The organism is Pedobacter kyonggii (genome assembly GCF_004310665.1).
GTDB lineage: Bacteria > Bacteroidota > Bacteroidia > Sphingobacteriales > Sphingobacteriaceae > Pedobacter > Pedobacter kyonggii.
The window spans coordinates 22,732-48,174 of sequence record NZ_SIXF01000035.1 but is presented as its reverse complement, the minus strand read 5'-3'; the positions used below and the strand labels follow the sequence as shown (position 1 = coordinate 48,174).

The 25,443-nt window shown below is 38.8% G+C and carries 19 protein-coding genes and 1 tRNA gene; 16 read left to right on the top strand and 4 right to left on the bottom strand.

All coding sequences use genetic code 11. The annotated features are described in order from the left end of the window. Positions 1–50 precede the first annotated feature (50 nt). The 3 genes from EYS08_RS22490 to EYS08_RS22480 form a co-directional block, all read right to left on the bottom strand. Positions 51–365, bottom strand: a complete 315-nt coding sequence (locus tag EYS08_RS22490) for a hypothetical protein (RefSeq protein ID WP_116169014.1) — start codon at positions 363–365, stop codon at positions 51–53. 78 nt (positions 366–443) lie between these two features. Next, positions 444–755 (bottom strand): hypothetical protein, encoded by a 312-nt coding sequence (locus EYS08_RS22485; RefSeq protein WP_086548101.1) that lies wholly within the window; start codon positions 753–755, stop codon positions 444–446. A gap of 78 nt (positions 756–833) precedes the next feature. Beyond that, positions 834–1,223 (bottom strand): hypothetical protein, encoded by a 390-nt coding sequence (locus tag EYS08_RS22480; RefSeq protein ID WP_244216023.1) that lies wholly within the window; start codon positions 1,221–1,223, stop codon positions 834–836. A gap of 242 nt (positions 1,224–1,465) precedes the next feature. Here EYS08_RS22480 and EYS08_RS22475 point away from each other — a divergent pair. From EYS08_RS22475 to sov, 16 genes are all read left to right on the top strand, one after another. After that, a tRNA-Thr gene (locus EYS08_RS22475) sits at positions 1,466–1,538 on the top strand. Between the two features lie 114 nt (positions 1,539–1,652). Beyond that, positions 1,653–2,819, top strand: a complete 1,167-nt coding sequence (locus EYS08_RS22470) for an amidohydrolase family protein (protein WP_131032201.1) — start codon at positions 1,653–1,655, stop codon at positions 2,817–2,819. A 298-nt stretch (positions 2,820–3,117) separates the two neighbouring features. After that, the gene (locus EYS08_RS22465) at positions 3,118–4,074 is read left to right on the top strand and encodes an NAD(P)H-dependent flavin oxidoreductase (RefSeq protein ID WP_131032200.1); all 957 of its coding nucleotides are present in this window, start codon (positions 3,118–3,120) and stop codon (positions 4,072–4,074) included. Positions 4,075–4,140: 66 nt separating this feature from the next. Continuing rightward, positions 4,141–4,413 carry an acylphosphatase gene (locus EYS08_RS22460; protein WP_131032199.1) on the top strand — a complete coding sequence of 91 codons (273 nt, stop codon included), beginning with the start codon at positions 4,141–4,143 and terminating at the stop codon, positions 4,411–4,413. Between the two features lie 78 nt (positions 4,414–4,491). Next, positions 4,492–5,973, top strand: coding sequence for an oligosaccharide flippase family protein (locus tag EYS08_RS22455; RefSeq protein WP_131032198.1), 1,482 nt, complete (start codon positions 4,492–4,494; stop codon positions 5,971–5,973). Positions 5,974–6,041: 68 nt separating this feature from the next. Then, the gene (dut, locus tag EYS08_RS22450; protein ID WP_131032197.1) at positions 6,042–6,473 is read left to right on the top strand and encodes a dUTP diphosphatase; all 432 of its coding nucleotides are present in this window, start codon (positions 6,042–6,044) and stop codon (positions 6,471–6,473) included. Positions 6,474–6,525: 52 nt separating this feature from the next. Further along, on the top strand, positions 6,526–8,223 hold the full coding sequence (locus tag EYS08_RS22445; protein ID WP_131032196.1) for a tetratricopeptide repeat protein: 1,698 nt from the start codon (positions 6,526–6,528) through the stop codon (positions 8,221–8,223). Next, the gene (locus EYS08_RS22440) at positions 8,201–8,992 is read left to right on the top strand and encodes a DUF4292 domain-containing protein (RefSeq protein WP_131032195.1); all 792 of its coding nucleotides are present in this window, start codon (positions 8,201–8,203) and stop codon (positions 8,990–8,992) included. Before EYS08_RS22445 ends, EYS08_RS22440 begins: the two co-directional genes overlap by 23 nt. Positions 8,993–9,178: 186 nt before the next feature. Then, a complete protein-coding gene (locus tag EYS08_RS22435; RefSeq protein WP_131032194.1) occupies positions 9,179–10,474 on the top strand; it encodes a murein hydrolase activator EnvC family protein in 1,296 nt (431 codons plus the stop codon). Between the two features lie 80 nt (positions 10,475–10,554). After that, positions 10,555–10,881: a Sec-independent protein translocase subunit TatA/TatB gene (locus tag EYS08_RS26395; RefSeq protein WP_244216022.1), complete on the top strand. Its 327-nt coding sequence runs from the start codon at positions 10,555–10,557 to the stop codon at positions 10,879–10,881. 10 nt (positions 10,882–10,891) lie between these two features. Beyond that, positions 10,892–11,092 (top strand): Sec-independent protein translocase subunit TatA/TatB, encoded by a 201-nt coding sequence (locus EYS08_RS22425; RefSeq protein ID WP_029287719.1) that lies wholly within the window; start codon positions 10,892–10,894, stop codon positions 11,090–11,092. Positions 11,093–11,110: 18 nt separating this feature from the next. Next, on the top strand, positions 11,111–12,529 hold the full coding sequence (gatA, locus tag EYS08_RS22420; RefSeq protein ID WP_131032193.1) for an Asp-tRNA(Asn)/Glu-tRNA(Gln) amidotransferase subunit GatA: 1,419 nt from the start codon (positions 11,111–11,113) through the stop codon (positions 12,527–12,529). Positions 12,530–12,734: 205 nt separating this feature from the next. Next, positions 12,735–14,138 carry a lytic transglycosylase domain-containing protein gene (locus tag EYS08_RS22415; RefSeq protein ID WP_131032192.1) on the top strand — a complete coding sequence of 468 codons (1,404 nt, stop codon included), beginning with the start codon at positions 12,735–12,737 and terminating at the stop codon, positions 14,136–14,138. A gap of 189 nt (positions 14,139–14,327) precedes the next feature. After that, positions 14,328–16,643: an NADP-dependent malic enzyme gene (locus tag EYS08_RS22410; RefSeq protein WP_131032191.1), complete on the top strand. Its 2,316-nt coding sequence runs from the start codon at positions 14,328–14,330 to the stop codon at positions 16,641–16,643. 6 nt (positions 16,644–16,649) lie between these two features. Further along, on the top strand, positions 16,650–17,234 hold the full coding sequence (gene ruvA / locus EYS08_RS22405; RefSeq protein ID WP_131032190.1) for a Holliday junction branch migration protein RuvA: 585 nt from the start codon (positions 16,650–16,652) through the stop codon (positions 17,232–17,234). A gap of 11 nt (positions 17,235–17,245) precedes the next feature. Continuing rightward, positions 17,246–24,445: a T9SS outer membrane translocon Sov/SprA gene (gene sov / locus EYS08_RS22400; protein ID WP_131032189.1), complete on the top strand. Its 7,200-nt coding sequence runs from the start codon at positions 17,246–17,248 to the stop codon at positions 24,443–24,445. Between the two features lie 331 nt (positions 24,446–24,776). On the opposite strand, the gene EYS08_RS22395 is transcribed toward sov, so the two are convergent. Further along, complete coding sequence (locus EYS08_RS22395; protein ID WP_131032188.1) at positions 24,777–25,388, bottom strand: hypothetical protein; 612 nt, start codon at positions 25,386–25,388, stop codon at positions 24,777–24,779. Positions 25,389–25,443: the final 55 nt, after the last annotated feature.

Sequence of the window (25,443 nt, the reverse complement as noted above, 5' to 3'; positions counted from 1 at the left end):
CCGGACATAATCCGGCTTTCTTATAATAGGTAGATGTAATTATTTGGGTTTTATTGTACTGGTTTACCGTCTTTATCAATTTTAACTGAACCAGTTTCTGCTTCTTTTTTAACATTGATTAAGTAGTATTCCTTTGTTCCTTCTTTAACAGACCAAGCTTCAGTAGCAGTCCATCCTTTATAAGCATCAGATTTTAATGCTGTTGTTACCGGCTCTGGAAGTTCTTCCAATTTAACAGGCGTTTTAACTGCGCTATCCTGAACTGCAACAATTGCAGCATTTTTGATTGTATTTACTTCACTTGCCTGTACTGCTGAGAATCCTGCAAAAGCTAAGAACGCAGCTGATAAAATTAATTTTTTCATGGTATGTATTTTTAGTTTATGCGCAGCCCGAAGTCCACGCTTATATTGATTATGCCTGTGCGGCGTATTTATTTGAGATTATTGAACTGGTTTACCGTCTTTATCAATTTTAACTGAACCAGTTTCTGCTTCTTTTTTAACATTGATTAGATAATATTCTTTAGTACCCTCTTTAACAGAGAAAGCTTCAGTAGCGGTCCAACCTTTGTAAGCATCAGATTTTAATGCGGTAGTTACCGGCTCGGGTAATTCTTCCAATTTAACTGGAGTTTTTACGGCACTATCTTGAACTGCAACAATTGCAGCATTTTTAATTGTATTAACTTCACTTGCTTGAACTGCTGTGAATCCTGCGAATGCTAAAGTAGCGGCTAAAATGATCTTTTTCATGATATTGTGTTTTAAATATGGTTTGTAACTCGCGTTACGTTAAATACTCGTTAATTATGGAGCGCTAACTAATCTTATTTATTGAACTGGTTTACCGTCTTTATCAATTTTAACTGAACCAGTTTCTGCTTCTTTTTTAATGTTGATTAAATAGTATTCTTTAGTACCCTCTTTAACAGAGAAAGCTTCAGTAGCGGTCCATCCCTTGTAAGCATCAGATTTTAATGCTGTTGTTACTGGCTCAGGAAGCTCTTCCAATTTAACTGGAGTTTTCACTGCGCTATCTTGAACTGCAACAATCGCAGCATTTTTGATTGTATTTACTTCACTTGCCTGTACTGCTGAGAATCCTGCTAATGCTAATACTGTTGCTGCTAAAACGAACTTTTTCATAGTATATATTTTAAATTTAATTTGTGTAACAATACTTGCTAATGTTTCATAATGATGCCAAACGGTTAAAAACATATAAATTGCTGATTATTAGATTTTTAATTACGTGCCAGGTTTTTGATGTTGTGGAACTTCTCCACACTTTGGGGGGTAATGACTACAGGTTTTGCCATTATTTTTTAATAATTGGAAATGGATGATTGCTTGTAGAGCGTTCTTGTGCTGTCAGATGGCAACATCTGACAGCACGCCAGAAAAAAATAATTTTCAATTTTTAAAAAAGAAGATTTTTTTCTATCATTGCAGCCCGATTGAAAGCCTCCTTAGCTCAGCTGGTAGAGCAACTGACTTGTAATCAGTAGGTCATTGGTTCGATTCCGATAGGAGGCTCTTTCTTTCCCTTTTCTAATTTCTTAAGAAACTAAATCAATCATTTTATCATCAAAATAGGTCAGGCACATAAAAATATTTTTATTTGCTCCGGTTATTCCACTAATTTGCGGTATGTTAAAATACTTTTCAGCCGATTGGATATTTCCTGTTTCATCACCGCCGGTTAAAAATGGAGTGGTAGCCGTAAATCCAGATGGCGAAATTGAAGAAGTGTTAACCCAGGAAGAGGCCGCGAGTCTTGATTTAGCCATTACTAAATATAAAGGATCAATCGTTCCGGGTTTTATCAATACCCACTGCCATTTAGAACTATCGCACCTATTAGGGCAAATTCCCGAGCAAACAGGTTTGGTAGAATTTGTGCAAAGTATTATTAAAAGCAGGCAGGGCGATATTGAAGAGATTAGAACGGCTATGTATGCTGCTGATCGGAAAATGTTCGAAAACGGGATTGTAGCTGTTGGCGACATTTCCAACCAAATTTCATCAAAAGAAGCAAAAGAACATAGCAAAATATATTATCACACCTTTATAGAGGCTATGGGCTTTAATCCTGAACGGGCAAATGCAATAATGGATTATGTAAAGGAAATTAAGCAAGGTTTTGGCGCTTTGCCCACCTCAATTGTACCACATGCACCTTATTCAGTATCGCCTGAATTATTCGGATTAATAAAGGAGGAAGCTGAAAAAGATAATGCCTTTATTAGTGTTCATAACCAGGAAACTAAAGATGAAAATGCTTTCTTCGAAAATAAAACAGGCGGATTTCTGACGCTATTCAAATTTTTAGGGCTCGATATCTCTTTTTTTACCTCCTCCAAAAAAACATCTTTACAAACTTGGCTGCCCTATATTAAGGAGCAGAAAACGTTGTTGGTGCATAACACTGTTTCAGGTAAGGCCGACATTACCTTTGCAAAAGAAAACAACAGTAATTTATATTGGTGCCTTTGCCCGCAGGCCAATTTATATATCGAAAATGCCTTACCAGATGTTGATCTGTTAATTGAAGAAAATGTAAAAATTACCTTGGGAACGGATAGCTTGGCCAGCAACCATCAGCTTAATATCCTATCAGAAATGATCACCCTGCAGAAATACAAGCAGGTTGCTTTTGAAAAACTTTTGAGGTGGGCAACTATAAATGGAGCCGAATTTTTGGAGCTTGATCAACAGATCGGAACAATAGAGGTTGGTAAAAAGCCAGGATTGAATCTAATCCAACTTTCAGCTGATTATATAATTGAAAGCGATCAGGTAAAGCGGTTAATTTAGTAGTATCTAGAGATATACATAATCTCTCTTCTATCCGCCTTAAAAAGCGTCTTTTTTTATGCATGACATGGTCTCGTCGAAAACTTTAATTTCATTTAATTTTTATACCTTAAAAGTGCTAATTTTTAATGGATAAAATTTTGGTTCCAATTTGTTTAATGCGATTTTGTATTTTGACCTTAAAATTCTAAAATTTTAAGGTTAAATATTCTTTCCTTAATTTAGAATTGCACAGGATATTCTCAGAATAACAGATATTTCTTAATTTGTCGTCCATTTCGTAAAGTAAATATCTTTAATGAATCCAATCTGTAAACTTTTCAATATTAAATACCCAATTATTCAGGCTGGCATGGTTTGGTGCAGCGGCTGGAGATTGGCCTCGGCAGTTTCTAATGCAGGAGGCCTTGGCATTATCGGAGCGGGTTCAATGTATCCTGATGTTTTAAGAACACATATTCAAAAGTGCAAATTAGTAACTCATCTGCCCTTTGGTGTTAATATTCCATTGCTCTATCCTAATATTCAGGAAATTATAGATGTGGTAATTGAAGAGAAAGTAAAAATTGTATTTTCTTCTGCTGGTAATCCTGCCACATGGACCAGTTTTTTAAAAGAAAAGGGTATTACCGTTGTTCATGTAATTGCGAATACAAAATTTGCCCTAAAAGCGCAGGAAGCTGGCGTTGATGCTATCGTTGCCGAAGGCTTTGAAGCGGGTGGACATAACGGTAGAGAAGAAACCACCACCATGTGTTTAATTCCGATGATAAGGGATGCTGTTAAAATTCCGGTCATTGCAGCTGGCGGCATTGGGAGTGGAAAAGCCATGTTGGCTGCGTTTGCTTTAGGAGCAGATGCGGTTCAGGTAGGTTCGGCCTTTGCTGTTGCCGAAGAATCGTCTGCCCATCCGGCATTTAAAGATAAAATTATTGCTGCTGCTGAAGGGGATACCAAGCTGGCCATGAAAAAACTGGTTCCGGTGCGGTTGCTGAAAAATGAATTTGCTGATGCAATATCTATAGCAGAAGCTGAAGGTGCAGATCGAGGCCGCTTAATGGAGCTTTTGGGCAGAGCAAGGGCCAAAGCAGGAATGTTTGAAGGCGATATGGGAAATGGAGAACTCGAAATCGGCCAGGTTTCAGCGATGTTAAATGAAATTAAGCCTGCAAAAGAAATCCTGGAAGAAATATGGTCAGGTTTTAGGTCCGAACTGCAAAGATTTAACACTTTACAAAGCGAATTGGACTTATAAACATAGCGATACACAATTGCTTTACTAACTTTGCAACCTTAAAACATTTCAACTTTACAACAATAAATGAAGCATCTTAATATAATCGTAACAGGTAAAGTACAAGGCGTTGGCTTTAGGGAAACTACGAAAATTATTGCCAACCAGATGATGGTAACCGGTTTTGTTAGGAACGAAAAAGACGGATCGGTTTATATCGAAGCAGAAGGCGAAGAAATTTTTCTGGAAGAATTTGTAAACTGGTGCCATGATGGGCCAGACCGCTCGCGTGTAGAAAATGTAGCGGTAAGCGATGGTGAAGTAAAAAACTATCGTAATTTTGAAATCTTAAGAAAATAAATTGATGAAGTGTTGGATTGCTATATTCTTCCGCTAAGGGGCTTATCTCAATACGCAGTACTCAAATCTCAATCATAAATGTCTGTATATAAAAAGTTTCTTGGGCAAACCATGGTTTATGGTATCAGTACCGTTTTTTCCAGGTTGTTCAATTTTATCCTCACGCCTATCTACACGGGCGTTTACCAAAAAGGTGTTTATGGTATTTTCACAAATATGTATGCCAATGCATCGTTGATTAATGCAGTTTTAGCCTTTGGGATGGAAAGTACCTATTTTAGGTATTTAAATAAATTTGAAGACAAAAAGCAACAGGTGTATAATAATTCATTTCTGTGCATTGCTTTCATTTCATCACTTTTCTTGATTACAGGCTTAGTTTTTTCCTCTTCAATTGCGGGCTATTTAGCCACGAAAGCTTCCGAAATCGCAGATTATAAACAATATGTAAGTTTCTTTTTGTGGATCCTGTTTGTGGACGCTATTTGTGTAATCCCGTTTGCCAAATTGAGAGCCGATGGTCGGCCATTTAAATATAGTGTTGCTAAATTTTTAAATATCGGGTGCTTTGTTGGTTTTAATCTTATATTCATTTATCTGATTCCCGCGATCATAAAACACAATTGGATAGCTACAGAATGGTTTGCTTCATGGTATAGACATCAATGGATCGGTTATGTTTTTGTAGCTAATCTTATTGCCTCTGTTGTTACCCTGATTTATTTGCTACCCGAATTTATGAAGTTGCAATTGCGTTTTGACGGTAAGCTTTTTGGCAATATGTTTTCTTACAGCTGGCCAATTTTAGTAGCGAACCTGTCATTCATCGTAAATGAGAACCTGGATAAAATAGTACTTCAAAAACTATTGCCACCCGAAATTGCCGATGGAGAGGTTGGAATTTATGGTGCAGTATGTAAAATAGCAATTTTCTTAAGTATTTTTATCACCGCTTTCAGGCTTGGTGCTGAACCGTTTTTCTTTAGCCACGCAAAAGAGAAAAATGCAAGGGATACCTATGCTACAATTTTGAAATATTTCGTAATTGCCCTATCTGTTCTTTTTATTGCCATTATTGCCAATATCGAACTGCTAAAATTTTTCATCCGCAAACAAGAGTATTGGGTAGGTTTACCAGCAGTTCCTTATTTATTGTTAGGCTATGTGTGCCTTGGTGTTTATATGAACCTGTCTATCTGGTACCGGCTATCCGATCAGACCCGTTTCGGACTCTATATTTCTGTTGCCGGCGCTATAATTACGATTGTACTCAATGTGGTTTTAATCCCACGCTTTAGCTATATGGGTTCTGCCTGGGTAAGTATGCTGGCTTATTTTGTGATGATGGTTTTATCTTATGTACTCGGACAGAAATACTACCCAATCCCCTATAACCTCAAAAAGATTTTAGCTTATTTAATTATTTCAACTATAATTGTATTCTCTTCATTTTTTATCTTTAACCGGAACATTTATATCGGCAATGCCATGTTGATCGCTTTTGTTGCGGGTATTGCCTATTTTGAAAAAAATGATTTAATGAAAATACTAAAAAGGTAAACGGCTAAAGGTTTAGGGCTTTTGATTTTGTCTAAAATCTAGTATCTCCAATCTCACATCTCAGAAAAATGGAAATAAAAATCATCAATACATCCGAACACCCACTTCCGCAATATGAAACTGCACATGCGGCTGGTATGGATCTGAGGGCATCAATAACAAAAGAAATGATATTGAAACCTTTGCAAAGATTACTGGTGCCAACGGGTTTGTTTATTGAATTGCCAATTGGTTATGAAGCACAGATCAGACCCAGAAGCGGTTTGGCCTATAAGCATGGTATTAGCATTGTAAATGCACCAGGTACAATTGATGCCGATTACCGTGGTGAAATAAAAGTTTTATTGGTAAATTTATCAGATACAGATTTTAAAATCGTTAATGGCGATAGAATTGCACAAATGGTTGTGGCAAAACACGAAACCGTTAGCTGGCAAACCGTTGAACAATTGGGGGAAACTGCACGCGGCGAAGGCGGTTACGGACATACGGGGAAATAAGTTTGGAGTTCACAGTTTTCAGTTTGGAGTTAATTTGGATGGATAAAATGATATGAAATACAAAGTACATTTTCTTGTTGGAGCTACTTTAGTGAGTTTCCAGGCTTTTGGGCAGGGAACCGTTACGCCAAGCACCAATCGCGATAGCAATATGGTAAAACAATTGTTTTTTGCTGGCTTACGGGAGAAAATGTCTGAAAATTATGTTGTTGCCTCTACCAATTTCAATAAAATTGTTGGTTTAGATCCGAATAACCATGCTGCGTATTTTGAGCTAGCCAATGCTAACCTGCGTTTAGATAAACTCCCGGAAGCTGAACAGAACATAAAACAGGCAATTAAATTAAACGCCGACAATTTATGGTACTGGCGCTTACTTGGTGAGGTATACAAGCGCACCAATAAAATGCCCGAACTCATTGAGGTTTTTAATCAGTTGATCCGTCTCGATCCCGAAAACGATGCCTATTATTTTGATAAAGCCAATGCGCAGTTCTTAAGCAATCAACTTGACGCTGCAAAAAAGACCTATGATGAAATTCAGGCTAAATTTGGCGAATCGAGAGACTTGGTGAATGCGAAAAAACGTTTTCAGGCAAATGGAAGCGCCACTGAAAGTGATATTGTTAAATTACTAGAAGGCAACCAGGCTGATGTAAAGAACTATTTATATGCTGCAGGTTTGCTCTTGCAGAAGGGAAATGATCCGGAAGCATTAAAAGTATTAACCAAAGCACAGCAGCTCGAACCCAATAACTTTGAGGTAAACCTGGCTTTGGCCGATATTTACCGCAAGCAGAAAAATGACGAAGCAGCATTTTCTTCCTTAAAATTGGCTTTCGAAAGCAATGAAATGCCCCTTACGGAAAAGGTGAAGATTATAGCCGCACTTTTTCCCAAACTTAATCAACCCATTGTTGCCAAAAAGGTAACTGAACTCAGTAAACTGGTTGCAGAAAAAAATCCGGCTGATGCAAAAGCATTGGCACTTTATGGCGATGTACTTTATCAACAGAACCACTTAAAAGAAGCATTGGCCCAATATCAGGCTGCTTTAAAACTTAACGAACAGGTTTATGTGGTTTGGGAACAGGTAATTAATATACAAACACTGCTCGGACACTATGAGGAAGCCATAAAGGTTGGCGATGAGGCTTTAAGCATTTATCCCAATCAGGCCAACTTATATTATTATATGGCTTATGCCCTGTTTAAAACAGGTAAATACGAGCCCGCTCAAAGCAATTTAAAAACCTCCTTACAGTTGGATGTGGAGAATAAAAGCCTGCAGGCACAGATTTATGCATTACAGGGCGACATCTACATCAACCAGAACAATTTTGCCTTAGCTAAAACAGCTTTCGAAAAGGCCATTTTAATAGAGCCCGATAATTATCTCATCATGAATAATTATGCCTATTATCTGGCGTTAAGAAATGACGACCTAACCAAGGCGGCAAAATATGCAGAAACAGCGGCCAATGCTATGCCTAATAATCCTTCAATTGTAGATACCTATGCCTTTATTCTGTTTAAACAGCAAAAATACGACCTGGCGAAAACCTGGATCGAAAAGGCTTTGCAAAACAATAGCAGTAAAAACGGTGTTTACCTGGAGCGATATGGCGATATACTTTTTATGAAAGGTGAAAAGGATGCAGCATTAATCCAATGGCAAAAAGCAAAAGAGGCCGGAAACGGATCAGAAGTATTAATTAAAAAGATAAATGAAAAGAAGTATTTTAAATAGCGCATTCCTATTAGGAGCTGTAATTTTTGTTTCGGCATGTAAACCTAAAAAAGAAATTGTAGTGGCTCCTCCTACCAAGACAGAAACCAAAACAGATAATTCGAAAGCAGAAGCTTTAACACTACTAAATAGCAAACAACTTAAATTTAATACACTTTCCTTAAAAGCAAAAGCAACTTTAGATATTGCCGGCGATGCAAACGATGTAACCATGAATTTCAAGATGAAAGACAAGGAAACCATTTGGGTAAGCATTACAGCCTTAGGTGGAATGGCAGAGGTGGCAAGGGCTCTGATTACGCCTGATAGCATCAAGATCATGAACCGGATGAAAAGCGAATACCTGAAAAAACCATTTAGTTATATTTACAATTTCACAAACAAACAGGTTAATTTTAATACGCTACAAGCTGTTTTAACGGGTAATGCCATGGGTGAGTTTTTAACAGCAGAATCGGATGTTAAACAGGAAAATGGTGTTTGGGTAGTTTCTGGAAGCAAATCGGAGTTAGATTACAAACTGTTTTTTAACACGCTGTTCAAAGTATCTGAAACCAATTTAAATGATGTTAAAAACGGTCAGGCACTAAAAGTTACCTATACCGATTATCAAAAATTAAACGAGTCATTATTTCCTAGCGCATTGCAGATCAAAACACTATCTAAAGCAAAGCGGATAAACATCGACCTACAGTTTGTAAAAATTGATGGCAATGTTCCGGTCGATTTTCCGTTTAATGTACCAAAGAGATTTACGGTTGTAAAGTAGGCTTAAAAACTACATTCAAATATTCTTCAATGATTTGCCTGGAGTAGGTACTGCATTAGTACAGCGGCTCTGGCAATCTTTGTTATGTATGAAGATTGAGTGAAGACAGTTCTGTAATAAGCAATTATGACTTTAGTATCTCGATTTTAATATTTTTTACTACAAAATTTTTATACTTTTGGCTTAATGAAGCTACAAAAACTCCTATTTATCCTTTTTTTAAGCGTGTTAACCCTTTCGGCGGTTGCACAAACTGAAAGCCAGCTCAGAAGGAAAAAAGAAGCTATACAACGCGAAATTGAACAGCTTCAAAAGAATTTGAATAAAACTGCCAGTGGTAAAAAGCTTACTATACAGCAGATTAATACCATTAATGCCCAGATTAGATTGCGCCAGGATAAAATCGGTACAATCAACTCTGAAATAAAAAATCTTGATAACCAAATCTCTCAGAACACAAATACCGTACATACGTTACAAGGCCAGTTAGGCGATCTTAAAAAAGAGTATGCAGGAATGATCCGCTTTGCGCAGCGCAATAGAAATTCATACGATAAAATGATGTTCATTTTTGCAGCGAAGGATTTTAACCAGGCATATAAAAGAATAAAGTATTTACAGCAGTTTAGTCAATACCGTAAAAAGCAGGCCGGATACATTGAAAATACACAGCAAGACCTGAACGGCAAAATTAAAGTTCTGGATAAAACCCTCAGGGAAAAAAGTGATCTGTTGAAGGAACAGGAAAGAGAGCGTGAGCGTTTAAGTAAAGATAAAAGTAAACAATCAGTAGAATTAAATAAACTGCGCAAGGACGAAAAACGGTTTAGACAGGATATTACCAGTCGTAAAAAACAGCAGGCCCAGATAGACAGGGCCATTAGTGCTGCCATTCGGCGGGCCATTGAAGAAGCGAGAAGGAAGGCTGCAGAAGAAGCTAGAAGAAAAGCGGCTGAAGAAGCGCGGATTGCTGCAGCAAAAGCAAAGGCTGAAAATAGACCTGTACCTGCTGCACCAGCTACGCCAACTGCTAAAGCAAAATCGACAGGGGAATTGCTTACTGCAACACCTGAGGCAGCCAGATTATCGGCTGGTTTTGAAAATAACAGAGGAAGGTTACCTTGGCCAGTAGCAACGGGAACAATAACCGAAAGGTTTGGTTTACATAAGATAGACCAGGCAAGGTATACCAACGATGGAGTAGATATCACTACAAGTGATGGGGCAACTGTTAGAAGTATATTTGCAGGTAAGGTTGTTATGGTGCAAAATATTATGGGCAGAACTGCCGTAGTAATTAACCACGGAGAGTACTTTACAGTGTACCAAAACTTAAGGTCGGTTACTGTGAGCGTAGGTAATTTAGTTGAAACCAAACAAGCTATTGGGATTGTAGCAAATACAGGTGACGACGCCATTTTAAAATTCCAGATTAGAAGAGGTCAGGGAACTTTAAATCCTGAAGCTTGGATTAGTAAATAAACTTAAGACAAGTTAAAATGTCTATATTTGTATAAATTATATTAGTGATGTATCAAGGCACGTTATTAGAGTTTTTAAACATGGGTGGATCAGAGATCGTACTCATTTTAGTGGTGGTTCTATTGTTGTTCGGAGGTAAAAAATTGCCTGAACTTGCAAGAGGACTAGGGAAGGGGATCAGAGAATTCAAAGATGCCTCTGATGGTGTTAAGCGTGAAATCCATAGGAATATCAATGCAATGGATTTAGATAAAGAAGAAGCAGAAGAAACAGCGGTAAACCATAGTCAGCGCCATCATCCAACAGAAGAATCGCCTGTTGATGAAAAGGCAGAGGCAAGTGCAGCTCATACTGAAACCAGCACACCTGTTGACGAAGAAATTATAACTAACAAAGAAAAAGTTTAAACAAAAAGTTATGTTAAATACAACAATAGCAGCAATGCTTGGAACACCAGAAATTATCATTATTGCGGTAGTGGTATTGTTATTATTTGGTGGTAAAAAAATTCCTGAACTAATGAGAGGTTTAGGTAAGGGTGTTAAAGAATTTAAAGATGGTAAAGATGGCGTTGATGGGGAACAGGTAGATCCGTCTAACCGTGATAAAACCGTTTAATTGCAATAATTTTTAGTTTTGAAGAAATACAGCTCTCTTAAAGAGATTCAAACACTCATTGCGCAAAAGCAATTAACTTTACCCGATTTATTGGCTTATTATTTTAAGCAAATTGAAAATAATGAACACCTCAATGCATTTAATGAGGTGTTTTTTTTATCGGCCGAAGTTCAGGCGAAAGCGGTACAGCAAAAAATAGAAGAAGGTACAGCAGGTAAACTTGCAGGAATGGTAATTGGTATTAAAGATAATATCTGTTATAAAGACCATATCGTTACCGCATCGTCAAAAATGCTCGAAGGCTTTGTATCTCCATATTCTTCTACCGTTGTGCAGCGATTGCTACAGGAAGATGCCGTTATTATCGGCCGTTTAAACTGTGATGAGTTTGCTATGGGTGGCTCTAATGAAACTTCATACTATGGGGTTGCTAAAAATGCTGCAAATCCCGACCTTGTCCCTGGTGGGTCTTCAGGTGGCTCAGCTGTAGCCGTTCAGGCCGATATGTGTTTATCTGCCCTGGGAACCGATACCGGTGGTTCGGTAAGACAACCAGCTGCATTTTGCGGTCAAATTGGGCTTAAACCTACTTATGGCCGTATATCAAGGTATGGTGTTATTGCCTATGCTTCCTCTTTCGATCAGGTTGGACCAATTACATCTTCAGTAGAAGATGCTGCATTGCTTTTACAGGTTTTAGCTGGTGCGGATGATTACGATTCTACAGTTTCTCCATATGCAGTGCCCGACTATTCTGCTCATTTGAACGAACATAAAAAACACAAAATAGCGGTATTAAAAGAAACTATTGAGAGCGAAGCCCTCGATCCCGAAATCAAATCGGCTATCTTAAAATCAATCGAGCAGCTCAAGGCTAATGGACATACTGTTGAGTATGTTTCTTTTGATCTGTTGGATTATCTGGTTCCGGCCTATTATATCTTAACTACGGCCGAAGCCTCTTCAAATCTTTCGCGATATGACGGCGTTCATTATGGACACCGTAACCTAGAGGCAAAATCGTTAAATGAACTTTATAAATTATCACGCGCCGAAGGTTTTGGCGAGGAAGTAAAACGCCGCATCCTTTTAGGTACTTTTGTTTTAAGTGCAGGATATTACGATGCTTATTATCAAAAAGCACAGCAGGTTCGCCGATTAATCAGAGAAAAAATGGATGTTTTGTTTCAGGATTATGATTTAATTCTTTCTCCTGTGGCACCAACAGCAGCTTTTAAAATTGGCGATAATGTTCAGGATGCAATTGTGATGTATATGGCTGATATTTTTACCGTATTGCCTTCTTTAAGTGGAAATCCGGCTATTGCTTTGCCATTAGGCAATAATGCAGCAGGATTGCCGTTAAGTATACAATTTACAGCCAAACATTTTGAGGAAGATAAGCTTTTGGCTTTTTCTCAGGCATTTTTATCATAGTTTTATCGTCATTGCGAGGTACAAAGCAATCTTAATGCAAAAAAGCATTATAGTTAAGTATGGCAATGGCATTTATTAATTGTTTTTCTAGGCATTGTCTGGAAGTTTCGCAGATTCTTACTCTTTTCCTTTTTATGAAAAGATGAGTCTGTAAAAAGGTTTGTGAATACAAGCCACGGTTAATGAAAATTTGAACCAATAGCCCATGATTAAAAAATTACTTTTTGCTTCAATTTGCGCTTGTTTAGGATACATTTCTTCCGCTTCTGCGCAACAAATGCTCAAACTGGATAGCCTTCCGAAGATTCACAACAACATTTTTATTAATACTGATACCGTAGCTGTACCGGCTGTTTCAGAAAACCCATTAACCATGGGCCAGAACTTTATCTATAAACTCAGGCTCGATTCTATCACTAAAACAGTACCTCTTCCTTACAACGAGTACGTTCAGCAGTATATCGATATTTATGCCAAGCGTAAAGATATGTTCGGGAAAATGATCGGCTTATCAAGCTATTACTTCCCGATTTTTGACAAAGCCTTAAAAGATTATAATATTCCGCAGGAAATAAAATATTTAACGATCGTCGAATCACAGATGAATCCGCATGCCATTTCCAGAGTAGGGGCAACGGGTATCTGGCAGTTTATGTTCGGCACTGGTAAAGCTTATGGTCTAAAGATGGATAACTTTGTGGATGAACGTAAAGATCCCATCCAGGCCAGTTATGCAGCGGCAGCCTATTTTAGAGATGCTTTTGAAGAGCTTGGCGATTGGCTTTTGGCTATTGCCGCTTATAACTGCGGAAAGGGGAATGTTAACCGGGCCATTGATAAAGCGGGATCCAGGGATTTTTGGGTAATCAGACAGTTTTTACCTAAAGAAACCAGAAATTATGTGCCGGCATTTATTGCTGCGGTTTATGTAATGAATTATTCTGGCAAACATCAGATTACCGCGCACGCCCCGGGAATGTTCTTAAAAACTGATACTGTTCAAACCACCCGTTTCGTGTCGCTATCTACACTTGCAAAGGTGTTAAATATTGATGAAGCAGCGATCATGGCCTTAAACCCATCGTACAAGAAAAAGATTGTAAATGGTACCGATGATGAGCCGAAGCGTATTGTAATGCCAAAGTTAAGGGATATCGATTACGCAGGTATTTATGATGTGTTAAACAATCAGGAAGTGGATGTGAACATGAAAGTAGTGGCCGCCAGTACCGATGATGCAAGAGATTTAAGAAAGAAAAAAAACAAAAGTATAACTACATCCTCCGTGGTTTATCATAAAGTTACCTCAGGACAGAGCTTAACAGCTGTTGCCGATAAATATGGTGTAGAGGTGCAGGATTTAAGGGTTTGGAACGGTTTAAAAAGTAAAACACTAGTGCCAGGACAAAGACTAAAGATTTATGCCAAAAACCGGATGCCATTAAAAGCACCATCGTCGTTTTTAAGTTACAAGGTTAAAACCGGCGATACCCTGTCTGAAATTGCAGAAAAATTTGACGGTGCAACCGTTCAGAGCATCAGAAGAGATAACCATCTATCAAAATCTGGTTTGCAAGTAGGGATGATTCTGAAAATCAGTAAGGGATAACAGGATAACCTGGCAATGCATTCATTTCTTGATCAAATAATTTGAAATTCTATCAACAATGCTTGGTTTAACCCAATTAGTATAACGGTAGCTTAGTGTAACGTCTTATTTAACTTTTTTGAAGGGCTTTTTATTTTATGCCTCATAAAAAGAATTGTACCTTTGCCCCCGTCACTAATAAGTTACGTAATGAGTAAGACCACTAGAAAGCAAGATGCGCTTGATTACCACTCGCAAGGCCGTCCAGGAAAGATACAAGTAGTACCCACAAAACCTACAACATCGCAAAGAGATTTAACTTTAGCGTATTCCCCTGGCGTTGCAGAGCCGTGTTTGAAGATTGCAGAAAATAAAGAAGATGTTTATAAATATACCGCAAAGGGCAACCTGGTTGCGGTAATCAGTAACGGTACAGCCGTTTTAGGTTTAGGCGATATTGGCCCCGAAGCCGGAAAACCAGTAATGGAAGGAAAAGGTTTACTTTTCAAGATATTTGCTGATATTGATGTATTTGATTTAGAGTTAGACACCAAAAATGTTGATGATTTTGTGAAAATTGTCAAGGCTTTGGAGCCAACATTTGGTGGTGTTAACTTAGAAGATATTAAAGCACCAGAATGTTTCGAAATTGAGCGTCGCTTAAAGGAAGAAATGAACATTCCGGTAATGCACGATGATCAACATGGTACAGCGATTATTTCGGCTGCGGCATTGTTGAACGCTTGCGAAATCTTCAAGAAAAAAATGGATAAGATCAAAATTGTAGTTAATGGTGCTGGTGCCGCTGCAATTTCTTGTACCAAACTTTACGTTTCTTTGGGTGCTAAAAAAGAGAACATCGTTATGTGCGACCGTTCTGGTGTGATCCGTAAAGACCGCGAAGTACTGGATGATATTAAAGCTGAATTTGCTACCGATAGAAAAATCAATACTTTGGCCGAAGCCATGAAAGATTCTGATGTATTTATCGGTCTTTCATCAGCAGATTGTGTTACGGCAGAAATGCTGACTTCGATGGCCAAAAACCCTATCGTTTTTGCGATGGCCAATCCTAATCCGGAGATTGCCTACGAACTGGCGATTAAAACCCGTAAAGATATTATTATGGCTACAGGCCGTTCTGATTATCCGAACCAGGTGAATAACGTTTTAGGTTTCCCTTACATTTTCCGGGGTGCGCTTGATGTTCGTGCAACAGGAATTAACGAGCCGATGAAAATCGCTGCCGTTAAAGCCATTGCAGAATTAGCTAAAAAATCGGTTCCCGAAGCTGTAAACTTAGCTTACAATGCCCGTAACCTTAAATTTGGTAAAGAATATATTATTCCAAAACCTGTAGATTTCAGGTTAATTACAGAGGTTTCTATTGCGGTTGCAAAAGCAGCAATTGAAAGTGGTGTAGCCCGCAAAACTATTACCGATTGGGATGCCTATAGCGAAGAACTGAGAAAACGCCTGGGCTTGGATGATGCCATTATGCGTGCCATCACAACCAAAGCTAAAACAGATCCAAAAAGAGTTGTATTTGCTGAAGCCGATAATTATAAAATTTTAAAGGCCGCACAGATTGTTAACGACGAGAATATCGCCATTCCAATTCTTTTAGGAAATAAAGATAAAATACAGGCGATTATTGATGAGCACGGTTTAGAGTTAGATGGTGTAGAGATCATCGATCAGATGCAAAATCCTGATAAAACCAAACAATATGCTGAGGCGCTTTATCAAAAACGTCAGCGTAAAGGGGTTTCTTTAACTGATGCCACTAAATTATTGAGGGACCGTAATTACTATGGTGCATCGATGGTTGAGTTTGGCGATGCGGACGCGATGATTTCGGGTCTGACCAAAAATTATGGATCTACCATTAAGCCTGCTTTACATGTAATCGGTGTTGATCCAAGTGTAAAACGCGTTGCTGGTATGTACATGATGATGACCAAAAAAGGTCCTGTTTTCTTCGGCGATACCACTGTAAACGTAGATCCAACGGCAGAAGAGCTGGTAGATATTACTTTATTGCTTGATAAATCTGTTAAGCAATTTAACATCAAACCCCGCATTGCTTTATTATCGTATTCAAACTTTGGTTCGAACGATGGGGTAACACCAAATAAAGTAAGAGAAACGGTTAAACTCCTGCATAAAAATCATCCAGAGGTAATTGTAGATGGAGAGATGCAAGGAAACTTTGCCATCAACAACGAGTTACTAAAAGATAATTTTCCATTTAGCACTTTGGCCGATGCTCCGGCTAACACTTTGGTGTTCCCAAATCTGGAGTCTGGAAACATTGCATACAAATTGTTACAAGAGTTAGGCGGTGCCGAAGCGGTTGGTCCGATCTTGTTAGGGCTGAATAAACCTGTTCATATTGTTCAATTAGGTAGTTCTGTGCGCGAAATCGTCAATATGGTTACCATTGCTGTTGTAGATGTGCAAGCAAAAGAAGAAATTGCAACATCGAAACGAAAAGGTATATTTGGAAAAACAACTAAAAAGTAGAATTACATGTACGCCTATATTGATGGTAAATTGACATTCAAAAACCCAGCATATGTTGTGGTTGAAGCCGGAGGTATAGGCTATCATATAAATATTTCTTTAAATACATACAGCGCTTTAGCTGATACAGAAAGGTGTAAACTATACACTTGGCTGCATGTAAAAGAAGATGCACATACATTATACGGCTTCGCCGATGAAGGCGAACGCCGTTTATTTTTACACTTAATATCCGTATCGGGAATTGGACCAAATACTGGTAGAATGATTTTATCATCTATCACACCGGTTGAAATCCAGACCGCAATTGTTAAAGCAGATTTGCCTCTAATTCAAAGAATTAAGGGCTTGGGAGCTAAAACCGCACAACGCTTGGTTTTAGAGCTACAGGACAAACTAAAAAAAGAAGGGGCAGATTCATTAATTTCTATGCCTCAACACAATACTGTTAAAGATGAAGCGTTATCAGCATTGGTAATGCTCGGATTCGCCAAACAAACCGCCGAAAAAACTATAGACCAGATTTTAAAAGTGACAGAGGGAACACTTTCGGTAGAGCAACTAATTAAACAAGCTTTAAAAACTTTATAGATCTACTGCCTTTGAAGAGAATATCTACATTTCTGTTTCTCATCCCTCTTTTCTTAATTGCTTCTCAAAACGCTTTCTCTCAAGTTGTTCCAAGCAAAGCGGATACTATTACCCCAAAAAATAATTTTAGTTTACGTGAGAAAGAGCATTTAGGGCTTAGTCCGGCCGTTAATCCGTTTTATCCGGCACCTAGCAATTTAAAACGTGTTGTAGAATACGACGCCAAGAATAAACGGTATGTGGTAAAGGAATTAATTGGCGAAAAATTTGTTTTAAACACACAATACTTAACCATTGATGAGTACCAGCGATTGGTTAACAGTGAGATAAAGCGGGGTAACTGGCGCAGCATTTCAAATGCGGAGGTAAGTGATTACAGAAGCACTGGTATAATCCCTCAGATTCAGGTAAATAGTAAGGCTTTCGAAAAATTATTCGGGGGAACAACCATCGATATCCAGCCCCGCGGAGAAGCTGAACTGACCTTTTTAGGCCGGGTAAATAAAAATGAAAACCCGCTTTTTAACGAAAGACAAAGGGTACAGACCAATTTCGATTTTAACCAAAGGATTCAGATGGATCTGGTTGGAAACATCGGAACCAAACTAAAAATCAAAAGCAATTACAATACCGAGGCTCAATTTGATTTCGAAAATCAGATTAAGCTCGATTATATCGGCGGACCTGATGATATTATCCAAAAAATTGAAGCGGGTAACGTAAGCTTACCTTTAAATACCTCTTTAATTACCGGAACCCAGGCACTTTTCGGTATTAAAACACAATTAAAATTCGGGCGTTTAAATGTAACAAGTGTTTACACTCAGCAAAAATCTCAATCACGGGAAATTAAAATTACCAACGGAGCGCAGCAAAATACCACCACGGTAAATATTGATAGCTACGAGGCCAATAAACACTATTTTTTATCACAATATTTTAGGAATAACTACAATAAAAACCTCGCCAATGCACCTATTATCACCTCTCCGATCCAGATCACTAAAATTGAGGTATGGATTACCAATAAGGCAGGTAATACTACCGACTCCAGAGATGTATTAGGTTTGATGGATTTGGGCGAAAATGTTCCTTTTAACAATAATTTAATTACCGGTGGAACTTCTGGTTTGCCGGCAGGAACTACTGCTACGGGTTTTTCGCAACAATCCAACAACTTGATTGCACAATTAAACGCTTATCAGGGCGGTGCTATAAGACAGACAAATTCTAATGCCATACTTTCTTTCTTCCAGACAACACCTGCCAATAGCAGCAATACCGATAACTTTGCTAAACTGGTTTATGCCAGAAAATTAACAGAGCGCGAATTTACCTTTCAGCCGCAGCTGGGTTATTTATCGTTGAACAATCCATTAAATGCTGATGAGGTTTTAGCTGTTGCATACCGCTATACCTATAACGGTGTAGAATATCAGGTTGGTGAGTTTTCTACCGACGTTTCTTTCGATGCGGCAAATCCAAAAGTGCTTTATGCCAAATTGCTAAAGAACGAAACCACCAAGATCCAACTGCCAACATGGGATCTGATGATGAAAAATATTTATTCTATAGGAGGGTACCAGATCAGCAGTCAGAATTTTAAACTTGATATTTATCGTATCGATAACGAAACCGGTGTGGATAACCCGGTAATGACTGAAGGACAAAATACAGCAAATAAGCAGTGGATTGCCTTAACCGAATTTGATCGTTTAAACCAGCAAAATGAGCGAAGGCCCGATGGGGTTTTCGATTTTGTGGCCACAAATAATGCTTTTGGTTCTTATTCTACCACGAGTAATGCCAACCAGGCAAGTATGTTCGGCGTGGGGAGCAATGGGCAAACTTCGTTGGTTACCAATACCAATTCGGGTTATATCACTATCGATCCGGCAAATGGAAGAATTATTTTTCCCGTGATTGAGCCATTTGGAAAAGATTTAGCTGCAAAGTTTTTGCCGAGTGAGCAAGCCTTGATCAATAAATATACTTTTACCGCGCTTTACGATTCAACACAAACCATCGCTAGACAGCTGTTTCAAAACCAGAACAGGTACACCATTAAGGTAAATTACCAATCTGATATTTCTTCTGAGTTTAGTTTAAATGCCATTAATGTTCCGGAAGGATCGGTAAAGGTTTTTGCCGGAACAATGCCTTTAACCGAGGGAATAGACTTCACGGTTGATTATCAAGGCGGCCGGGTGAGCATCATCAATCAGGCACTTTTAGTATCAGGTCAACCGATTAGGATCACGACTGAAAACAGTGAAACCTTTGGCCTGCAGCAACGATCACTTTTTGGTACCCGTTTAGATTACCGTGTAAACAATAAACTGAACCTTGGGGGTACCATCATGAACTTAACCGAGAAACCTTTAACCCAAAAGGTAAACATTGGCGAAGAACCCATTTCGAATACCATTTGGGGAGCAGATATCAACTACAGCTCGCCATCAAGATTTTTAACAAAACTGGTTGATAAACTTCCGTTCATTTCAACCAAAGCACCTTCGAGTGTAACGTTTTATGGAGAGTTTGCGCAATTGATTCCTGGGCACCCAAGGGCGTTGAATTTTGCCGGCAGTAAAAATGGGGTAAGTTACTTAGATGATTTCGAAGCATCCAGATCGGTAATCGATTTAAAGAGTGCCATTGCCTGGCAGCTGTCAGGCACACCACAGCTTTTTTCAGAGTTTGATAAATCCAACGATTTATCTTATGGTTACAATCGGGCAAGAATTGCATTTTATAACATCGATCCAACTTTTTATAATTCGGCGGCATCTACCACTCCAGCCAATATCAGGGGCAACCGGGGAGAACTTTCCAATCACTATGTGAGAGAGGTGATTGAGCAGGAGGTTTTTCCGTTTAAAGAAACGGCAACGGGACAGGCCTTAAATATCACCACTTTCGATGTGGCTTATTATCCTACCGTTAGGGGACCGTATAACTTCCGCCCAACAGATTTTAGGCCAGATGGAACATTATTGCAACCTAAAAATAATTGGGGAGGTTTTCAAAGAAAAATCGAAACCAACGATTTTGAAGCCCTAAATGTGGGCTTTATTGAGTTTTGGGTAATGGACCCGTTTATTTATAAACCAAATTCGGCAGGGGGTGATATGTATTTCAACCTGGGTAATATCTCGGAAGATATTCTTAAGGATGGTCGGAAATCGTTAGAAAACGGTCTGCCAGCCACAAACGACCCAAGCAAATACGATGAAACTGCTTGGGGGCGTGTGCCGAAGTTACAACCCGTTGTACAGGCTTTTGATAACAATGCCAGCTCACGCCGTGCTCAGGATGTGGGTTTAGATGGATTATCAGATGCTGATGAGAAAGTGAAATTTGCTGCGGCAATTACGCAGATTAAATCGCAGTTAAATGCAACTGCTTCGGCCGCACTCGATGCCGATCCTTCGTCAGATAATTATGCCTATTTCAGAGGCCCGGCCTTAGATCAGATTAATGCAGGAATTCTTAAACGTTACGAAAAATATAACGGAACTGAAGGAAACTCTAAAACTTCACAACAGTCGCAAGAAGAATTAGGACTTGAAAATTCTGCATCTACTTCTTTACCGGATGGGGAAGATATCAACCGCGATAATAACATGACGCAAAGTGATGAGTATTTTCAGTATAAAGTTTCCATGCGCCCTGGCGATTTAAATGTTGGTCAGAATTTTATTACCGATAAAGTAACCTCGCAGGTAAGATTGGCCAATGGAAATACACAGGCGGTTTCCTGGTATCAATTCAGAATCCCAATTGGTCAGTACCAGGAGAAAGTTGGCGGTATCCAGGATTTTAAATCGATCCGTTTCTTCAGGATGTTTATGACCAATTTCACTGATACTGCAGTGATGCGTTTTGCAAAGTTGCAGCTCATCCGCGGGGAATGGAGAGAATATAATGCTGCAAACGAAGCAGCACAAGTAATCGTCGATCCATCATTGCCTGCACTTACTCCTGATAATTCTACTATTGAAGTCTCGACAGTGAACATTGAAGAAAATGGAAAACGTTCACCGATTCCGTATGTTACCCCTCCAGGCATTCTTCGCGAGCGTGACTTTAGCAATTATCGTGGCGATACACGTTTAAATGAGCAATCGCTATCGGTTATAGTAAAATCGTTAAGAGATGGTTATGGCAGAGCTGCATTTAAAACAGCCTACAGCGATTTCAGATCTTACAAACATTTAGAAATGTTTATCCATGCCGAAGCTGTTAACAATCAAATTTTAAATGATAATGATGTTGCCGCATTCTTAAGAATTGGAACTGATAACCAGGACAACTATTATGAATATGTAATTCCATTAAAGGTGACCAATCCGGGTACAAGCGATCCTGATGCCATTTGGCCAGAAGCCAATAGAATGGATATTGATTTAACACTTTTCCAAAATGCCAAGCTGGCCCGTAATGTAGCTAAACAAGCTAATGGACAGCCTTGGCCAACAAATGTTCCATTTACCTATACCGATGGAAACAGAACCATTGTAGTTAAAGGGCAGCCAGATATGAGCAAAGTTAGGGTGTATATGGTGGGGATTAAAAACCCGCTCCGTGCCGCCAATGATGAGCAGAATGATGACGGACAGGATAAAAATGCACTGGTTTGGTTTAATGAATTGAGGTTAACAGAATTTGATGAAAAGGGCGGTTGGGCAGCTACAGGAAGATTGAACTTAAAATTGGCCGATTTTGCAGATGTAAATATTTCCGGAAGTAAATCTACCATCGGTTTCGGATCTATCGATTCGAAAGTGAGTGAGCGGAACCGTGCAGATAATGTATTGCTGGATGTTTCTTCTGCAATGGAATTAGGTAAGTTCCTGCCGCAAAAATCGGGTGTGAAAATCCCAATGTTTGTAAGTTATTCTAAACAGGTTTCTACACCGCAGTACAATCCTAGAACGCCGGATATCGAGCTCAAAAATGCATTAAACCAGTCAACGAAAGAACAAAAAGATTCGATTTTAAATTTTGCACAGGATTATACTGTTAGAAGAGGTATAAACTTTACTAACGTTAGAAAAGAACGGACCAATAACAGCAAACCTGTGCGCCTTTGGGATATTGAGAATTTTGCGGCAAGTTATGCTTATACCCAATACAATCATCGCGATTTTATTAATCAGAGCAGTATTCAGAATACTTATAGGGCATCGTTACAGTACAGTTATTCTAAAGAGGCCAAAACCATAGCGCCGTTTGAAAAGATTATAAAATCGAACATGTTGGCTTTATTGAAGGACTTTAACTTCAGTATATTTCCAAGTGCCATTAATTTTAGGATCGATGTAGACCGTTTATATTCAGAAAATACCTTACGGAATAACGATCCAAATAATACCATTGGGGTTTACCAGAGTGGTTATGGTACCACCTTTAACAAAAACTTTACCATGAGCAGGATTTATGGTGTTGCCTGGAACCTTACCCGTTCGTTACAGTTAGATTTTAACGCCACAAATTATTCGATCATTGATGAACCGGATGGAAGACTTGACGGTTTAAAACGCGATACCGTTTGGCAAAACTTAAAACGTTTAGGGCGTACAACCGATTATAACCATAATTTAAATGTTACCTATAACCTGCCGATTGATAAAATACCAGGACTAAACTGGATTACCGTAAAAACCCGTTATGGTACCAACTTTAACTGGCAAACCGAGCCGCTTTCTACTTTACGTGATCCGAATATTAATTTGGGTAATACGGTACAGAACAGCAGAACGGTACAGGTAAATCCGACCTTAAACCTAACTACTTTGTACAACAAGTTTGGTTTTATCAGAAAGGCAGGCAACGATCAGGAAGGAAGTGGTGCTAAGACATTTTTTATTAATCTATTAACGAGTGTAAAAAACGTTAATGCCAGCTTTGTACAAACCAAAGGTATTTTCTTGCCGGGCTATCTGCCGACTACCAGGTATTTTGGTATTGATAATGTAACCGGGGCACCAGGCTTGGGCTTTGCTTTCGGAAGTCAGCGCGATATTCGCGATATGGCATTAAATAATGGATGGTTAACCACCGATACCTTGCAGAATCAGCTATATGTAAATACACTGAGAGAAGATTTTCAGCTCACTGGGCAGGTAGAACCTTTTAAAGATTTACGGATTACGCTAAAGGCCAATAAAGCGCAAACAAGAAACTTTTCTACCAATTTCAGGTATGTAGCCAGCGTATCATCGTTCGAAAACTTAAGTGCCATTACCACTGGCGATTATAGTGTATCTTATATTGCCTTGGGTACTGCTTTTAAAGATAGTAACGCCAGTACTGTTTCCAGCCTGTTTAATCAGTTTATGGCCAATAGGATCATTATTTCCAGAAGATTGGGTGCTGAAAATCCAAACTCTGGAGGGGGAAACGGCGGTTTTGCCGATGGTTACAGCAAAGAAAGTCAGGATGTAATTATATCTGCTTTTATGGCGGCTTATTCGGGCAAAGATGCCGGCAAAACAAAAATGAATGCCTTTCCCAAAATACCACTTCCAAACTGGAGTTTAACCTATAGCGGATTAACCCGTATTCCTTTTATCGCCGATAAGTTTTCATCTGTCGATATCAGACACGGCTATCGCTCTGCCTACAATATTAATGGCTTTAACTCATTACTGCGTTATCAGGAAACCAATGGTGCGGTTAGCAGTAGAGATGTAAATAATAACTTTTTACCAGAATACCAGTTTGCCCAGGTAACCATTTCTGAATATTTTTCTCCTTTGGTTGGTGTTGATACCAGGTTTAAAAATAACCTGACCGCTTCTTTCGAATTAAACCGTTCACGTTTATTGGGACTGAGTTTATCAAACAGCCAATTGGCACAGCTATCAGAAAACAATATGGTTTTAGGATTGGGCTACCGTACCAATAAATTCCGTTTCCCGTTTGGATGGTTTAAAAGCCTGAAAATGGATAACAACATGGATTTCAAGTTAGATGTAGCTATCCGCGATAATAAAACCGTTATTTACCGTGCAGATATTACTGAAGCAGAAGTTTCATCAGGAGCGAAGAACATTACATTAAGGCCAAGTGTAGATTATGTGTTGAATCAGAAATTTAATATCAAATTGTTTTACGATTCGAATATTACTAAGCCTTACACTTCGCAGACTTTTAATACTTCATTTAGTAATTTCGGATTTAGTTTAAGGTTTACGTTGAATTAATAAGTAAGTTGCTTAGGCAGGTAAGGTTTTTTGTTGCTTATAATTTTATTTCCTATGCGCACTGCTGCGGGCAGAAAATGAGAGGCGGTTTGGGGCAGGTTATATTGGTATTGAATGGCTACTGATCACCTGGGATTTTAAATTACTACTAGGGGCATTATTCGGCACATTCCACAAAGCCTTGCCCTTTTGTGCTGAGAATATTCTGCTAAATACATATGCCGCTGAGAACATAGCTGTAGTACAAATTTTTCGTAACCAAATTGAATAAGATTTTTAAGTATTCAGAAAAGGGATGATCTATGGACCATCCCACAAATAAACGAAACTATTAATTTTCCCATTCTATTGGCACGGGAGATCCCGTTATCGCTGGCTCTCTTAAATTGGGATGTGCGATATAATAGTGAATAACTCCTTGGCTATCTTTCAAGGCTGCTAGTTTAAAGGTAACAAGCTTCGGAGTAAATTGGCAATTTCCTAATCCGTAAAAAAGAACCCTTGTAATCTTTACTTTCTGGATGCTTCCATTAAAAAAACGTTCACCTAAATCGACTGATGCAGAATTGTCAATTGGAATGTTCCAGTCATTCGTCTGCTGAAATTGGCTTCCGAATGCTGAAAAAGTATCGCCAGCATTATCTTTTCCTGTCACGCTATAATTTGTCCAGGTGCTAGTGACCTTGCTGATAGTTGGTGGATTACAAGAGCGTCTGGTATAACCAAACATTCTAGTCGGGCCCTCCCAGCTTTCTCCTGCAACTAAATTTCCAACCTCGCCAGTAGGAGACTCTGGAGTTCCAGTAATAACAGCAACAGCTGTTCCGTATGCATAACCGTTTCTCAAATGAACATTACTCATATAAAACGTTTGTCCATCCCACGGGATTAAAGTCTTCCATTGTGTGCCGTCCCCCATAAGGGAATAATTCGCTCTTAGCATACGATTCCCAGTTAGGTACATTAGCTGATGAATTCGGTTTGCCTGAAAATGTTTC

Excerpts from the sequence above, each read along its gene's own strand:
- EYS08_RS22410 (WP_131032191.1), top strand. The coding sequence starts at position 14,328 with ATGAGTAAGACCACTAGAAAGCAAGATGCGCTTGATTACCACTCGCAA.
- EYS08_RS22480 (WP_244216023.1), bottom strand. The coding sequence starts at position 1,223 with ATGTTTTTAACCGTTTGGCATCATTATGAAACATTAGCAAGTATTGTT.
- EYS08_RS22465 (WP_131032200.1), top strand. The coding sequence starts at position 3,118 with ATGAATCCAATCTGTAAACTTTTCAATATTAAATACCCAATTATTCAG.
- dut (WP_131032197.1), top strand. The coding sequence starts at position 6,042 with ATGGAAATAAAAATCATCAATACATCCGAACACCCACTTCCGCAATAT.
- EYS08_RS22490 (WP_116169014.1), bottom strand. The coding sequence starts at position 365 with ATGAAAAAATTAATTTTATCAGCTGCGTTCTTAGCTTTTGCAGGATTC.
- EYS08_RS22425 (WP_029287719.1), top strand. The coding sequence starts at position 10,892 with ATGTTAAATACAACAATAGCAGCAATGCTTGGAACACCAGAAATTATC.
- EYS08_RS22470 (WP_131032201.1), top strand. The coding sequence starts at position 1,653 with ATGTTAAAATACTTTTCAGCCGATTGGATATTTCCTGTTTCATCACCG.
- EYS08_RS22460 (WP_131032199.1), top strand. The coding sequence starts at position 4,141 with ATGAAGCATCTTAATATAATCGTAACAGGTAAAGTACAAGGCGTTGGC.
- EYS08_RS26395 (WP_244216022.1), top strand. The coding sequence starts at position 10,555 with ATGGGTGGATCAGAGATCGTACTCATTTTAGTGGTGGTTCTATTGTTG.
- EYS08_RS22485 (WP_086548101.1), bottom strand. The coding sequence starts at position 755 with ATGAAAAAGATCATTTTAGCCGCTACTTTAGCATTCGCAGGATTCACA.
- EYS08_RS22435 (WP_131032194.1), top strand. The coding sequence starts at position 9,179 with ATGAAGCTACAAAAACTCCTATTTATCCTTTTTTTAAGCGTGTTAACC.
- EYS08_RS22395 (WP_131032188.1), bottom strand. The coding sequence starts at position 25,388 with ATGCTAAGAGCGAATTATTCCCTTATGGGGGACGGCACACAATGGAAG.
- EYS08_RS22415 (WP_131032192.1), top strand. The coding sequence starts at position 12,735 with ATGATTAAAAAATTACTTTTTGCTTCAATTTGCGCTTGTTTAGGATAC.
- EYS08_RS22445 (WP_131032196.1), top strand. The coding sequence starts at position 6,526 with ATGAAATACAAAGTACATTTTCTTGTTGGAGCTACTTTAGTGAGTTTC.
- EYS08_RS22455 (WP_131032198.1), top strand. The coding sequence starts at position 4,492 with ATGTCTGTATATAAAAAGTTTCTTGGGCAAACCATGGTTTATGGTATC.
- EYS08_RS22440 (WP_131032195.1), top strand. The coding sequence starts at position 8,201 with ATGAAAAGAAGTATTTTAAATAGCGCATTCCTATTAGGAGCTGTAATT.
- ruvA (WP_131032190.1), top strand. The coding sequence starts at position 16,650 with ATGTACGCCTATATTGATGGTAAATTGACATTCAAAAACCCAGCATAT.